This window comes from Bradyrhizobium sp. CCBAU 51745 (assembly GCF_028128715.1).
Lineage (GTDB): Bacteria > Pseudomonadota > Alphaproteobacteria > Rhizobiales > Xanthobacteraceae > Bradyrhizobium > Bradyrhizobium manausense.
The window spans coordinates 787787-801509 of sequence record NZ_LBJP01000093.1; the positions used below are offsets into that span (position 1 = coordinate 787787).

12 protein-coding genes and 1 riboswitch are annotated in these 13723 nt (G+C 64.5%); of the genes, 3 read left to right on the forward strand and 9 right to left on the reverse strand.

Annotated elements, in window-relative coordinates; all coding sequences use genetic code 11:
• Nucleotides 1–3: 3 nt before the first annotated feature.
• A complete protein-coding gene (locus XH98_RS39955) occupies nucleotides 4–1212 on the reverse strand; it encodes an MFS transporter (protein WP_271621842.1) in 1209 nt (402 codons plus the stop codon).
• Nucleotides 1213–1310: 98 nt separating this feature from the next.
• Nucleotides 1311–1389, reverse strand: a riboswitch (Fluoride riboswitch).
• A 318-nt stretch (nucleotides 1390–1707) separates the two neighbouring features.
• Here XH98_RS39955 and XH98_RS39960 point away from each other — a divergent pair.
• Nucleotides 1708–2580 (forward strand): DUF1194 domain-containing protein, encoded by an 873-nt coding sequence (locus XH98_RS39960; RefSeq protein WP_271621843.1) that lies wholly within the window; start codon nucleotides 1708–1710, stop codon nucleotides 2578–2580.
• A gap of 162 nt (nucleotides 2581–2742) precedes the next feature.
• The gene (locus XH98_RS39965) at nucleotides 2743–3378 is read left to right on the forward strand and encodes a hypothetical protein (protein ID WP_271601692.1); all 636 of its coding nucleotides are present in this window, start codon (nucleotides 2743–2745) and stop codon (nucleotides 3376–3378) included.
• Between the two features lie 70 nt (nucleotides 3379–3448).
• On the opposite strand, the gene XH98_RS39970 is transcribed toward XH98_RS39965, so the two are convergent.
• Complete coding sequence (locus tag XH98_RS39970; RefSeq protein ID WP_271621844.1) at nucleotides 3449–4507, reverse strand: class I SAM-dependent methyltransferase; 1059 nt, start codon at nucleotides 4505–4507, stop codon at nucleotides 3449–3451.
• 246 nt (nucleotides 4508–4753) lie between these two features.
• Here XH98_RS39970 and XH98_RS39975 point away from each other — a divergent pair, with 246 nt between their 5' ends.
• The gene (locus XH98_RS39975; RefSeq protein WP_271621845.1) at nucleotides 4754–5311 is read left to right on the forward strand and encodes a hypothetical protein; all 558 of its coding nucleotides are present in this window, start codon (nucleotides 4754–4756) and stop codon (nucleotides 5309–5311) included.
• A 35-nt stretch (nucleotides 5312–5346) separates the two neighbouring features.
• On the opposite strand, the gene XH98_RS39980 is transcribed toward XH98_RS39975, so the two are convergent.
• The 7 genes from XH98_RS39980 to XH98_RS40010 form a co-directional block, all read right to left on the reverse strand.
• Nucleotides 5347–6594 carry a class I SAM-dependent RNA methyltransferase gene (locus XH98_RS39980; protein WP_271621846.1) on the reverse strand — a complete coding sequence of 416 codons (1248 nt, stop codon included), beginning with the start codon at nucleotides 6592–6594 and terminating at the stop codon, nucleotides 5347–5349.
• Nucleotides 6587–7321 carry a TlyA family RNA methyltransferase gene (locus XH98_RS39985; RefSeq protein WP_271621847.1) on the reverse strand — a complete coding sequence of 245 codons (735 nt, stop codon included), beginning with the start codon at nucleotides 7319–7321 and terminating at the stop codon, nucleotides 6587–6589. The genes XH98_RS39980 and XH98_RS39985 overlap by 8 nt, the downstream gene beginning before the upstream one ends.
• Nucleotides 7322–7343: 22 nt before the next feature.
• Nucleotides 7344–7898, reverse strand: coding sequence for a nucleoside 2-deoxyribosyltransferase (locus tag XH98_RS39990; protein WP_271621848.1), 555 nt, complete (start codon nucleotides 7896–7898; stop codon nucleotides 7344–7346).
• A 177-nt stretch (nucleotides 7899–8075) separates the two neighbouring features.
• A complete protein-coding gene (gene dxs, locus XH98_RS39995; protein ID WP_271601696.1) occupies nucleotides 8076–10004 on the reverse strand; it encodes a 1-deoxy-D-xylulose-5-phosphate synthase in 1929 nt (642 codons plus the stop codon).
• 572 nt (nucleotides 10005–10576) lie between these two features.
• On the reverse strand, nucleotides 10577–10828 hold the full coding sequence (locus tag XH98_RS40000; protein ID WP_271621849.1) for an exodeoxyribonuclease VII small subunit: 252 nt from the start codon (nucleotides 10826–10828) through the stop codon (nucleotides 10577–10579).
• Between the two features lie 73 nt (nucleotides 10829–10901).
• The gene (locus XH98_RS40005) at nucleotides 10902–11831 is read right to left on the reverse strand and encodes a histone deacetylase family protein (RefSeq protein ID WP_220000646.1); all 930 of its coding nucleotides are present in this window, start codon (nucleotides 11829–11831) and stop codon (nucleotides 10902–10904) included.
• A 134-nt stretch (nucleotides 11832–11965) separates the two neighbouring features.
• Nucleotides 11966–13624 (reverse strand): bifunctional metallophosphatase/5'-nucleotidase, encoded by a 1659-nt coding sequence (locus XH98_RS40010; RefSeq protein WP_271601697.1) that lies wholly within the window; start codon nucleotides 13622–13624, stop codon nucleotides 11966–11968.
• Between the last annotated feature and the right edge of the window lie 99 nt (nucleotides 13625–13723).

A 13723-nucleotide genomic window follows, 5' to 3' on the forward strand; every position in this document is an offset into this window, starting at 1 on the left:
TCATCACTTCTTCTCCATGGCCAGGCCGTCGCCGACCGTCAACAGTCCCACCAGCGCGGCCAGTGCGAAGCCGAGCCCGGCAAGGAACGTGCCGACCGGCCCATAGGCGTCCCACAGTGCGCCGGCGATCACGCTCGCGGCCAGCATCGCAAGGCCGGTGAACAGGTTGAAATAGCCGAACGCGGTGCCGCGCAGGCTTGGGGGTGCAGTATCGGCGACGAGGGCCGAGAGCAAGCCTTGCGTCAGTCCCATATGCAGGCCCCACAGCACGACGCCGAGCGCGAGGCCGGCCAGATCAGGCAGTAGCGCCAGCGCAAGGTCGGCGCCAGCGAGGAGGACGAGGCCGAGTCCGAGCAGGGCGGTCCGATTGATCCGGTCCGACAGCGCGCCGGCCGGGTAGGCGGAGAGGGCGTAAGCGATGTTCATCAGCACCAGCACCGCCGGCACCCACATCGCATTGAGCCCGATGTTCTGCGCCCGCAGGATCAGGAAGGCCTCGCTGAAACGCGCCAAGGTGAAGATGACGCCGACCGCAACGACCCGCCAGTAGACCGGTCCGAGTTGCCGCATTGCGGCAGTGTTGAGCGGACTCTTCGCGGGCTCCCGGCTGGCATCCGGCTCCGGCTCGGTCACTGCGAAGGTGATCAGTCCGAACGACAGGAACGCCGGCAGCACCGCCACCCAGAACACGGCGACAAAATGATCTGAGGTCCACCACATCAGTCCGATTGCGACCAGCGGTCCGACGAAGGCGCCGACCGTGTCGAGCGATTGCCGCAGGCCGAAGCTCGCGCCGCGCAGGCCCATCGGCGAAATATCGGCGATCAGTGCATCGCGCGGTGCGCCGCGAATGCCTTTGCCGACGCGATCGATGAAGCGCGCTGCCACCAGCCAGCCCACGCTTGGGGCAAGCGGGAACAACGGTTTTGTCAGTGCAGCCAGCCCGTAGCCCAGGGCCGCGAGCAGCTTGCGACGGCCGAGCCAGTCGGACAGGGCTCCGGAGAAGATCTTGGTGATGGCGGCGGTCGCCTCCGCGATGCCCTCGATGAAGCCGACGGTGAGGGTGGAGGCGCCGAGCATGGTGACGAGATAGACCGGCAGCAGCGCATGAATCATCTCGGAGGAGATATCCATCAGCATCGAGACGAAGCCGAGCACCCAGATCCCCCTGGGCAGCCTGGCATGGGCGGCATTCGGTGTGGTCGTCGTCACGTCGTGGACGTCTCCTTGGTCTTCGTTTCAGGCAACAAAAAACCCGCCAGCGGCGGGTTTGTCCATGCTCCCGCCACAGGCAGAGGCTGATGGCGTTGCCTTGGGCAGGAGTCATCAGCCCATTGCAGTCACGCGACCGCCGGGCGGTTGTCGGGGGACTCCATCCCCATCTGTCGGGTCAGCCTAGCATGGAAATCAGGGGGAACAAGAGATGTCTCCGTCATTCCGGGGCGATGCGCGGCATCGAATCCGGAATCTCGAGCTTCCCCGGTGCGCAATTGCGCACCTGAGGTTCGGCTCTTCGAGCCGCCCCGGAATGACGGCTGAAAGTCAGCACCGCGGCGCGCGAGCGTGGCGAATTCGCGGTGGCTTTGCGCGAAGCCCTCGAATCTCTAACCCGCAAATCTCTAACCTGAATGTGAAGCCCAAGCGATCTTCGTGCTTTGCGGCACGGCGTTTGCGTGTCACCATCGCGTCATACGACGGGAGACTGCGATGCGCTTGCTGTTCTCGATCGGGGCTGTGCTGGTGGCCGGCGTGCTTGCCGGAGGGGACGTCGCGGGCTTCGCGGCACCAAGTTCTAAATTCGGATCGCCGAAATTCGAACCAATGAGACAGCAGCGACAGGCGGCCGACGGCGATGCGCAGTCGGTTGATGTCGAGCTGATCCTCGCGGTCGATGTCTCCTACTCCATGGATATGGACGAGCTCGCGATCCAGCGCGAGGGCTATGCCCAGGCGATCCAGTCCAAGGAGTTCCTGCAGGCGCTCAAGGCCGGCCCCAACGGCAGGATCGCGGTGACCTATTTCGAGTGGGCCGCCTCGAGCGACCAGAAGATCATCATCCCCTGGCGCCTCATCGACGGACCGGAGACGGCGGATGCGGTCGCAGCCGAGATCTTGAAGACGCCGATCCGGCGCGCCTCACGCACCTCGATCTCAGGCGCGATTGGATTTGCCATGCCGCTGTTCGACGAGAATCCCTATCACGGGCTTCGCCGCGTCATCGACATCTCGGGCGATGGTCCCAACAACAATGGCGGCCCTGTCACGGTGGCGCGCGATCTCGCACTCGAGAAGGGCATCATCATCAACGGCCTGCCGATCATGGTGAAGGAGCCGTCCTATTCGACGATGGATATCGACAATCTCGATTACTATTACGAGGACTGCGTGATCGGCGGACCCGGCTCCTTCGTGATCGCGATCAAGGATCGCGAGAAGTTCAAGGAGGCGATCCGCACCAAGCTGCTGATGGAGGTGGCGGGCCGAACTCCCACGGTGGTGCACGTTGCGGACAAGGACAAGGAGCCGCGCGTGAGCTGCCTGATCGGCGAGAAGATCTGGTCGGATCGCTGGGGCCGCTGAGGTGCTCGATGAGACCATCCGTCGCCTCGCGGCCGGCGGCTGAAATTAACTGTCCGTTAACTCCGCCGTGCCCCTAATCCAACTGTTTCTGAACGTTGCTGATGCTGCCTGTCGCCGCTCGCAGGCCAGCGAGCCCGTCGAACTCGTCCATCGCATATACTCATGTCCGTCGTCGCGCCAAGCACCAGCCAGATTTCGCCCGCCAACGAGCGGCTGTACCACCAGAGCGCCTTGATCGGCGACTGGAAGGGCACTTGGGCGGGCAACAACCAGCCTGTCGGCTTCAAGGTCGTGAACATCCGCGGCAACCGAGCGCAGGTCGAGTACACCCATAACGGCCACACCGAGCGCGGCTTTGGCGAAGTTCAGGGCACGCTCATCAACTTCGGCGGGGTCACGGTCGGCACCAAGGACGGCAAGAACATGGTGCTGCTGTTCTCCTTTGGGGGCAGCGGCAAGCAGACTGCAACTCTCGAGAAGCAGGCGCCACCGGCCTCCGACAGCCGCCTGATGGGGAGCTGGGGTGGCTATTCCAGCGACATCGGCAAGAGCGCGAGCTTCAAGGTGCTCTCGGTCAACGGCAATGAAGCCCAGGTCAGCGTCACCACCGAGGGCATCACCCGCCAGGGCACCGGCATCGTCTACAAGAACGTCATCATGTTCGGCCAGGCGCAGATCGCGACGGACGACGGGCAGAACGGCAAGATCACCTACCAGGTCGGCACCAAATCCTTCATGGTGCCGGTGACGAAATATCCGCCGGCGGATTCGTCATCCTCGGTCGACCGGACCGCGTAGCAGTTCGCCGGTGCTTCGCACCGACGCCGCAGCTTGACATGGTCGGCTGCGGCGCCCAGCGCGATCAAAATCAGATCCGTGCTTCCAGGATCAGGTTGAACGGCGTTTCCGCGGCGCGGCGGAAGCGCGACAAGCCGCCTTCGTTCGCGACCTTGCGTAGCCTTGCCTCGCCGGCTTGCGCGCCGAGTGCGAGGCCCACCTCCTGGTCGAGCGAGGCCGGTGTGCAGATCATGGTCGATGCCGCGTAATAGACGCGCCCGACCGGGTTGAGATTGTCTTCGAGCCGGTCGCCCGCGAATGGCTCGACCAGCATGCAGGTGCCGTCCTTCGCCATGCTCTGGCGCACATGACTGATGGCGCCGACGGGATCGCCCATGTCGTGCAGGCAGTCGAAGAAGCAGACGAGATCGTAGCCCTCGGCCGGATAGGTCTTGGCCGAGTGAACCGCGAAGCTGACGCGATCGCCGAGCCTGGCCTCGGCGGCCGCCTTGCGCGCCGCCTCGATCGAACCCTCGTGATAGTCGAAGCCATAGAAGCGGGAGTTTGGAAAGGCCTCCGCCATCAGCCGTGTCGAGACGCCATGTCCGCAGCCGACATCGGCGACCTTGGCGCCGCGCTTCAGCTTGTCCACGACGCCGTCAAGCGCGGGCAGCCATTCCTGCACCAGGTGATGCATGTAGCCGGTGCGGAAGAAGCGGGCGGTGCCGCAGAACAGGCACTCGCTGCGCCGGTTCCAGCCGACGCCCTTGCCGGACTTGAAGGCGTCGGTGACCTTCGGCTCGTCGAGAAAGGCTGCGGCAATGACGTTGCCGACCGCGCCAAGGAACACCGGGCTGTCCTGGTCAGCGAGCGCCATCGCCTGCTCCGGCAGCATGGAGAACTTTCCCGAGCCGGCATCGTATTCGACGTAGCCGGATGCCGCCTGGCTCGCCAGCCATTCGCGGACATAGCGCTCCGCCGTTCCGGTGGCCTTTGCAAGTTCGGCCGAGTTCATCGGTCCCTTGGCGGCGAGAGCGCGATAGAGGCCGAGCTTGTCGCCCAGGAGGACCAGCGATGCGTTCATCGCCGCCCCGACCTCGGTAATCATCTTGCCCATAAAGGCATTCAACTTGTCGGAATTGACCTCCATGACAGCCTCCATCGAATGTCGGGCATTTTCAAAGGTCTGCGCAATCGCGCGTGATCGGACGGCATCGGGCTTTCGCGGTCAAAGCCGCGGCTTCAGCTTGCGCGTCCCTTTCAGTGGGTCAATCCGGCACGCAGGAGGTTCAAAGCGTCGGGTCTGGAACCCGATGGCGTGATCAGCGGCATCGCATCACTGGCATTCGCACCTTGGCGGGCGTATATTTTGCGCACCATTCTGACGGTTACCTCGATGCCCGGCTTTACTCGTACCTGCGGTCTTACTGCTCTTCTCGCACTGCTCTGCCTTGGCGGCGGACCTGCTCATGCCCAGGTCGCGCCTGTGCAGTATTGGATTCCGGGCGGGGCTTTCGGCTATGGCGGCAGCACTGAGAGCTACAGCAATGGCTATGATTTCCGTCCCGGCTTTTTCGTCGGAAGCCAGAGCGGCAATCTCGGCCTGAGCGGTTTCACCCAGGCTGGATCTTCAGGCAATTTCAGCGCGCTCTCCTTCGACAGCACGCAGTTCGGCTACAACATGAAGACCGCGGGCGGCTCGCCCGTGACCTTCTTTGCCGGCTTCGACACGCTGAAATACGGTAACGGCATCGGCAGCTCGGTTGCACCGCTGACCTCCGCCGCCGGTCCCGGCTACGGCGGATTTGCGGGCGTCGAATTCAAGCCGACGTCCAATCTCAGCCTGTCGTTCGGCGCCGGGTTCACCCAGCGCGACTCCGGCCTCATGGACAGCGATATCAGGTCGAACATGCTGCCGGGCGAGTCGCCGGCGCTGGGCCAGCTGCGACGCTGAAGCGCGATGACGATTCAACCCGATCTCATCGCGCTTTAGCGGCTGAACTTCGCCACCAGCTCGACATGCGGCGTGTGGCGGAACTGATCGACCGGGACGACATTCTCGATCTTGTAACCGCCATCGATCAGCAGCCGCGCGTCACGGGCGAAGGTCGCGACATTGCAGGACACTGCGATCACCACGGGCACCTTGCTCGCCGCGAGTTTCAGCGCCTGTGCCTGTGCGCCCTGGCGCGGCGGATCGAATATCACGGCATCGAAATCGCGCAGCTCCGGTGGCACCAGCGGACGGCGGAACAGGTCACGCGGCTCGCACTTGATCGGCTTCAGTCCCGGCGTGCGCGCCGCCTTCGCGAGCGCGGCGATCGCGCCGGCGTCGCTGTCATAGGCGGTGACGCGGGCTTTCTCGGCGAGCCTGAGCGCAAACGGACCGACGCCGCAGAAGAGGTCGAGAACCTCCTTCGCCTTGCCGACGCGCTCGGCGACGAGTGAAGCAAGCGTCTCTTCACCGGCCACGGTTGCCTGCAGGAACGAGCCCGGCGGCAGCGTCACCTCGGCGCGGCCCATCCGCACCGTTGGCGGCAGGCGTTGCAGCACCAATTCGCCATGCCGCGTCAGCCGCGCCAGACCATGCTGCTCGGCGACGCGCGACAGCGCGGTGACCAGCGGCGTCGGCAGCGGGCCGGAGCCGCGCACGTCGACATCGAGGCCGTTGATGGTGGCGGTCACCTGGATGTCGAGCGGTTTGGTCACCGGCATTTTCGACGTCAGCGGCTCGGCAATGGCCCAGGCGGCATCGAGCGCGCCTTCCAGCGCGGGATCGAGGATCGGACAGCGGTCGATCGGGATCACGTCGTGCGAGCTCGTCGCGGAAAAGCCGACCTTGAGCACGTCATGCGTGCCGAACCTTCCGTGCAGCGTGACGCGCCTTCGCCCGGCACCATGCGCATCGACCAGCGGGGCCACCTCGCAAGGAACGCCGGCCTGCGCCAGCGTCTCGACCACGATGTTGCGTTTCCAGGCCTGGTAGGGCTCCGCCGCCCAATGCTGGATCGCACAGCCGCCGCAGACGCCGAAATGCGGGCAGAACGGTTCGATGCGCTCGGGGCTGGCGATATCGACCGCCAGCAGCTTGCGACGGTCGGGATGATGGCCGGCAACGTGATCGACCTCGACGCTCTCGCCGCCAAGCGTGTAGGGCACATAGATCGCATCGCCCGTCGTGAGTGAAACGCCGTCGCCGCGATGGCCGACATGATCGATCATGACACGTTCAACCACGGCGCGCGCCCAGGAAGAATTCGATATTGCCGTCACCGCCTGATATCGAGGAGGGAAACACCTCGATCTTGGTGCAGCCGAGCGAGGCGGCAAAGGCCGCGATGTCGTCGCAGATCTCTTGATGCACGGCGGCGTCGCGGATGATGCCTTTCTTGTTGTGCTTCCTGTCAGCCTCGAATTGCGGCTTGATCAGCGCCAGCAGGCTCATCGGCGCGGCCGCCAGCGACAGCGCAACGGGAAGTACGGTCTTCAGCGAAATGAAGCTGACGTCGATGACGACGACATCGGGCCGCGCCGGCAGCCGCTTGCCCTCATAGGCGCGGATGTCGGTCTCCTCCATCGACACGATTTTGGGATGCCCGCGCAGCGAGGCGTGCAACTGACTGGTGCCGACATCGACGGCGAACACCAGGCTCGCGCCGTTCGCCAGCAGCACCTCCGTAAAACCGCCGGTGGAGGCGCCGACGTCGAGGCAGACATGATCCTCGATCTCGATTCTGTAGCGCTCCAGCGCGCCGGCGAGCTTGACGCCGCCGCGCGAGACGTAGGGATGCGCCGGCTCGGCCTGGATCACGGCGTCCTCGGCGATCGTCTCCGAGGGTTTTTCGACCTGCTTGTCGTTGGCCGTGACGAGCCCGGCCTCGATTGCCGCGCGCGCCCGCGCCCGGCTCTCGAACAGGCCGCGCTCGACCAGCAGAACATCCGCGCGTTTGCGGGCAGGGGACATCGATCTCTCCAGCGATTGATCGCTATGTAGCGATCAATCGCGCGGCCGCCATCCGGACGCAAGCCTCGAACGCGGCCAGATCATGCCAGACGTCAACAGGCATTTGCGCCGGCGTCGCCAGCGGGCAGCCATGCAGCTCCAGCGCATGGATCATCATCAGGTTATCGACGAGACCAAAATCCTCGACGGTCAGCCCCTGCGCATCGACCAGCCGTCCGTCCTCAGGGGTGACGGCCATGAAGCGACTGAGGCGGTCGGCATAGGTGGCGGGATCGTTGCAGTAAGCGAGGCAAAACTTGCGGCGGCCGGCCATGTAGCCGAGTTCGTAGACGGTGCCGGGGTCGGCGCCGGCACCGCGGAACGGCGTCAGGTTTGCGATGATGGCGTCGGCCTCGTCCATCATCGCCTCATTGCTGCAAAAGATCCGCCGGGAGGCGTCTGAAGCGGTGAGGTCGATGGCGTTGTCGAGGGGATAGAGACCGGTAAGACCGTGGGCGGTGCAGATCGCGGCTTTGCGGCGGCCGATCTCAACCGCATCCGGCAGGAACACGTCGGGACCTGCCAGATAGATTTTCATGGAAATAGAACCAGGGAAATTTGGGTCGAGATGCGAGCCGCAGTCTGCTCCCTCCCCCGCCTGCGGGGGAGGGGTGGGGAGAGGGTGTCTCCGCAACGGGATAGTCTCCCAGAGGATAGAACCCTCACCCGGCGGCTTCGCGCCGACCTCTCCCGCAAGCGGGAGAGGTGATTAGCCTCAAGCCAGCTTGACCGTCTCGGCCTTCACATCCTTGCCGAGCGCTTCGAACACCTTGGCGACGATGCCCTTGGCGTCGAGGCCGGCGCGGGCGTACATCGCGGCCGGGGTGTCGTGATCCTGGAATACGTCGGGCAGCACCATCGTGCGGAACTTGACCATGCCGGTGTCGAGCACGCCCTGATCGGTCAGGAACTGCGCGACATGCGAGCCAAAGCCGCCGACCGAGCCCTCCTCGATCGTGATCAGCACGTCGTGGTCGCGGGCGAGCTTCAGCACCAGCTCGGTGTCGAGCGGCTTCATGAAGCGCGCATCGGCGATCGAGGTGGAGAGGCCATGGGCGGCGAGCTCGTCGGCCGCCTTCTCGCATTCGGCCAGACGCGTGCCGAACGAGAGCAGGGCGATCTTGCTGCCTTGGCGGATCATGCGGCCCTTGCCGATCTCGAGCGGAATGCCGACCTCGGGCATCTCGATGCCGCGGCCTTCGCCGCGCGGATAACGCAGCGAGCTCGGACGGTCGTTGATCGCGACCTGGGTCGCCACCATGTGCACGAGCTCGGCTTCGTCGGCCGCAGCCATGATCACCATGTTGGGCAGACAGCCGAGATAGGCGTTGTCGAACGAGCCGGCATGGGTCGCGCCGTCGGCGCCGACGAGGCCGGCGCGGTCGATGGCGAAGCGCACGGGCAGGTTCTGGATCGCGACGTCATGGACGATCTGGTCGTAGCCGCGCTGCAGGAAGGTCGAGTAGATCGCGCAGAACGGCTTGTAGCCCTCGGTCGCGAGACCGGCGGCGAAGGTCACGGCGTGCTGCTCGGCAATACCGACGTCGAAGGTGCGGTCCGGGAACGCCTTGTTGAAGATGTCGACGCCGGTGCCCGACGGCATCGCCGCGGTGATGGCGACGATCTTGTCGTCCTTCTGCGCTTCCTTGACGAGGCTCTGGCCGAACACGTTCTGGTAGGCCGGCGCATTCGGCTTGGCCTTGGCCTGGGTGCCGGTGGCGACGTCGAACTTGACGACGGCGTGGTACTTGTCGGCGGAGGCTTCCGCCGGGCCGTAGCCCTTGCCCTTTTGCGTCACGACATGGACCAGGATCGGGCCGGTCTCCATGTCGCGGACGTTCTTCAGCACGGGCAGGAGATGGTCGAGATTGTGGCCGTCGATCGGGCCGACGTAATAGAAGCCGAGCTCCTCGAACAGCGTGCCGCCGTCCATCATGAAGCCGCGGGAATATTCCTCGACGCGGTTGGCGCGGTTGGCGAGGATCTTGGGCAGGCGCTTGTTGATCTGCTTGGCCGCATCGCGCAGCGTGCGATAGGTCTTGCCGGAGTAGAGGCGCGACAGATAGGCGCTCATGGCGCCGACCGGCGGAGCGATCGACATGTCGTTGTCGTTGAGGATCACGATCAGGCGCGAATTCATGGCGCCGGCATTGTTCATGGCCTCATAGGCCATGCCCGCCGACATCGCACCGTCACCGATCACGGCGATAACGTTGTTCTTGCCGCCGGAGAGATCGCGCGCGACGGCCATGCCGAGACCGGCCGAGATCGAGGTCGAGGAATGCGCGGCGCCGAACGGGTCGTAATCGCTCTCGCTGCGCTTCGTGAAGCCGGACAGGCCGCCGCCGGTGCGCAGCGTGCGGATGCGGTCGCGGCGACCGGTGAGGATCTTGTGCGGATAGGCCTGATGGCCGACGTCCCAGATCAGCCGGTCACGCGGCGTGTCGAAGACGTAGTGGATCGCGGTGGTGAGCTCGACCACGCCGAGGCCAGCGCCGAAGTGACCGCCGGTCACCGAGACGGCATCGATCGTTTCCTGCCGCAGCTCGTCGGCGACCTGGCGAACCTGCTCGACCTTGAGCTTGCGCAGGTCTTCCGGCGTCCGGATGGTGTCGAGAAGCGGCGTTTTACTGTATGCGTTCACGGCGATTTCCAATTTGTCAGCGCCGGAAGGTCATTCCGGTGCGCGATGGGTTTGCACAATATCGGCGCAGCGCGAGTCCTTAAACCGTCGGAGCCACCTGCATGGGGCAAGGCCCCGTCTTCAAGCTTAGGTGAGCCTAAGTGCGCTCCGGTTCAGTCTCTGTGATCCCTGTCACGTAGATCGGCTTCGTCCGTCCCAGCCAATTTCATTAGCGATTTGAGGCACTTGACATCGAAAATCGGTCCCCACGTCAAGGCTAACAAAAAGCCACACTCCGCGCAGCTTTACACCAAAGCTTGGGCCAAAGCCAACCCACAGGGCCGATCACGGGTATGCAGGTGCAACCGGCGGGCCAATTTGGTTAATCGGGGCGCCGGAGGGAAGGTTCCAATTCTGCCCGGTTCCTTGGCTGGATTCTTTGCGGAAAGACAGCCTTTTCGGCGGAATTCGCGGGATGGAGAACGCCGAGGCGGGAACTCTCCGGCCCTAGCGTTCCCTTCGCCGGCCAAGACGGGGCGTGCGATCTTGAAAAATTGCAGGCGGCTGATGCGCGAGGCGGGTGGCTGCGGGCCTTACTGCACGTCCAGGGGCGCCGTGCCGGCGGCCTGGCCACCGGCGTCGGTGGTGATCTTGTCGACGCGCGCCTCGGCCTGGCGCAACAGCTCCTCGCAGCGCCGCTTCAGGGCTTCGCCGCGTTCGTAGATCGTGACGGATTCCTCGAGCGGCACCTTGCCGTCCTCGAGCCGCTTCACGATCGATTCGAGTTCCTCGATCGCGCGTTCGAAGGTGAGCCTGGAGACGTCGACTTGGGTATTTTCGGCCATATCCGTTTCCGATTGCCCGATTCGCTGCGCTTGCAAAACAGCAGAGTTTTGCGGGCTTAATGTGGCGGGTATCTCAAGCGCCCATCAGGGCGCCGACATGCGCCGTAACAGATTCTTTCAGTCCTTGCAGGTCGTAGCCGCCTTCAAGCACAGAGACAACGCGTCCCCCGGCGGACTTGTCGGCGAGGTCCATCAGCTTGCGCGTCACCCAGGCATAATCCTCCGCGCGCAAGTTCAGCGAGGCCAGCGGATCGCGGTAGTGCGCATCGAAGCCCGCGGAGATGATGAGAAGCTCGGGGCTGAATTTCTCCAGCCGCGGCAGGATCAGATTCTCGAACGCGCTGCGGAATTCGGGGCCGCCGTCTTCCGAGGCGAGCGGCGCGTTGACGATGGTGTCGTGATCGCCGCGCTCGCCCTTGGCGCCGGTGCCCGGAAACAGCGGCATCTGGTGGGTCGAGCAGTACATCACTGATGGATCCGACCAGAAGATGTCCTGGGTGCCGTTGCCGTGATGCACGTCGAAATCGACGATGGCGGCGCGCTTGATGCCGTATTTGCGCTGCGCATGGCGCGCGGCGATGGCGACATTGTCGAAGAAGCAGAAGCCCATCGGCTTGCCGATCTCGGCGTGGTGGCCGGGCGGGCGCACCGCGACGAAGGCGTTGCGGTGCTCGCCGTTCATCACGGCCTCGGTCGCCGCCACCGCGCCGCCGACGCCGCGCATCACCGCTTCCCAGGTACCCGGGGACATCGAGGTGTCGCCGTCGAGATAGATCTGGCCGCTGGTCGGCGCGACGTGGCGCAGCTCGGTGACGTAGTGCTCGTTGTGGCAGAGCGTGACGAGATCGAGATCGCCCTCCGGCGCCTGATCGCGCGCCAGGAACTGGAAGCGCTCGACCGACAGCGCTTCCTCCACCGCACGCAGGCGATCCGGGCGCTCGGGGTGTCCCGGCGGCGTGACATGGTCGAGGCAGGCCTTGTGGGAAAGAAGAAGCGTGCTCATCAGGTCGGCCTCACGGGGAACGAACTCTCGACGTCGCTTGACGCATCCGGCGCCAAAACGCAATGCAAAACCCAATCTAGGCGTTCCGTAGCGAATGGCAAAGGCCCGACCCGTTCCGCCCCCTTTGATCCAGATCAATTGACGCGCAGGATGCGGGTGGCCGGCAACGGGCCGATCGGACCATGCGCCTTAAAGAAGGCAAACAGCGCGTCGGAATCGTAGCCGCCATATTGCGGCGAGGTGCCCTGCTTGGCGACGGTAAAACCGTCGCCGCCGACCGCCAGATAGTCGTTAAGGGTCACGCGATAGAAGCTGGCCGGCTCGATCGGCTTGCCGTTGAGCGTCATCTTGTCGGCCATGATGCGCTCGCCGAATGGCTTTGACGCGTCCCAGCTGTAGCTGAACCCGATCGAGACCTGGAGGATTCGCGGCCGCTTCGGATCGAGCCATTGCTGCTCCAGCATATCCTTGAGCTGACTGCCCGTGAGCGTCATGGTGACGAGGCGGTTGCGGAACGGCTGGCTTGCGAACAGGTCGCCATAGGACACCGCGCCGTTGTCCTTGGGGACGAGATCCGTGCGGATGCCGCCGGGATTGGTCAGCGCGATGACAGCGCTGCCGTCCTTGGCATCCTTCGTCGCGGCGAGCTGGGCATCGGCGATGACGTCACCGAGTGCGCTTTCACCGGCTTCGTTCGGAACGCGCGACAGCGTCTGCGTCACCGATCCGGCCGGCCGGTTGGCGATCGGCGCCGAGAGCTTGTCATAGGCGTCGATCAGCGCGGTTTGCTCCGGATCCCTGGCCAGCGAGGCGTTGGCGACGATGACGTTCTCGGCTTTGGCGCCGACGATGTCGCGGGTTGCAGGATCGAGCTTGAGGTCGATCGCGGTCACCAGCGTGCCGTATTTGTCGCCGCTGGTGACGAGCCGCCCATCGATATCGCAGACATAGGCGCGGTGCGTGTGGCCGCTGACGATGACGTCGACGGCCGGGTCGAACTTCTTGACGATGTCGACGATGGGCCCGGTAATGCCAGGGCATTCGTTGTAGTCGCCTGCGGGCTCACCGCCCTGGTGGATCAGCACCACGATCGCCTCGACCCCCTTCGCCTTCAGCTGCGGCACCAGTGCGTTCACCGTCTCGGCCTCATCGCGAAATTCCAGTCCCGCAATGCCCTTGGGCGAGACGATGCCGGCGGTCTCCTTCAGGGTCAGCCCGATGAAGGCGACCGGAATCCCATCGAACTCGCGGATCTCGTAAGGCGGCAGCACGCTCTTGCCGGTCGCGGTCTCTACCGTGGACGCCGCGAGATAGTGGAATTTGGCGCCGGTGAAAGCATGCGGCCCCTGGCAGCCGTCTTCGGGATGGCAGCCGCCATTCTGCATCCTGAGCAGCTCGGTCTTGCCTTCGTCGAATTCGTGGTTGCCGACCGAGGTGATCGCAAGCCCCATCATCGAAAGCGATTCGACCGAGGGCTCGTCGTGAAACATCGCCGACAGGAACGGGCTCGCCCCGATCAGATCGCCGGCGGCGACGAAGATGGTGTTCTTGTGCCCCTCGCTCAGCTGCTTCACCAGCGTCGCCATGTATTCGGCACCGCCGGCGGCCACCATCACCTTCCTGGTCTTGTCTTCGGGGTCATTGATGCGGATGCCGCCCGGCGGCGAACGGAGGTTGCCGTGGAAATCGTTGATCGCGAGAATCCGCAGCTCGACCGGCGCTGCGGTCTGCGCCGCGGCGGAGAGGGGGAGAAGCGCGAGCGAAAGCGTGGCAAGGATGGATTGGTATCGCATGGAACAAGATTAATCGCTCGGCGCGAAGATTTCACGAAAGTTCTCGCTGTCATCCCGGGGCGCGCGGAGCGCGAGCCCGGAATCCATCGGGCGGCAGAC

Excerpts from the sequence above, each read along its gene's own strand:
- XH98_RS39970 (WP_271621844.1), bottom strand. The coding sequence starts at position 4,507 with ATGGAGGTCAATTCCGACAAGTTGAATGCCTTTATGGGCAAGATGATT.
- XH98_RS40000 (WP_271621849.1), bottom strand. The coding sequence starts at position 10,828 with ATGGCCGAAAATACCCAAGTCGACGTCTCCAGGCTCACCTTCGAACGC.
- XH98_RS40005 (WP_220000646.1), bottom strand. The coding sequence starts at position 11,831 with ATGAGCACGCTTCTTCTTTCCCACAAGGCCTGCCTCGACCATGTCACG.
- XH98_RS39965 (WP_271601692.1), top strand. The coding sequence starts at position 2,743 with ATGTCCGTCGTCGCGCCAAGCACCAGCCAGATTTCGCCCGCCAACGAG.
- XH98_RS39985 (WP_271621847.1), bottom strand. The coding sequence starts at position 7,321 with ATGTCCCCTGCCCGCAAACGCGCGGATGTTCTGCTGGTCGAGCGCGGC.
- XH98_RS39990 (WP_271621848.1), bottom strand. The coding sequence starts at position 7,898 with ATGAAAATCTATCTGGCAGGTCCCGACGTGTTCCTGCCGGATGCGGTT.
- XH98_RS39960 (WP_271621843.1), top strand. The coding sequence starts at position 1,708 with ATGCGCTTGCTGTTCTCGATCGGGGCTGTGCTGGTGGCCGGCGTGCTT.
- XH98_RS39975 (WP_271621845.1), top strand. The coding sequence starts at position 4,754 with ATGCCCGGCTTTACTCGTACCTGCGGTCTTACTGCTCTTCTCGCACTG.
- XH98_RS40010 (WP_271601697.1), bottom strand. The coding sequence starts at position 13,624 with ATGCGATACCAATCCATCCTTGCCACGCTTTCGCTCGCGCTTCTCCCC.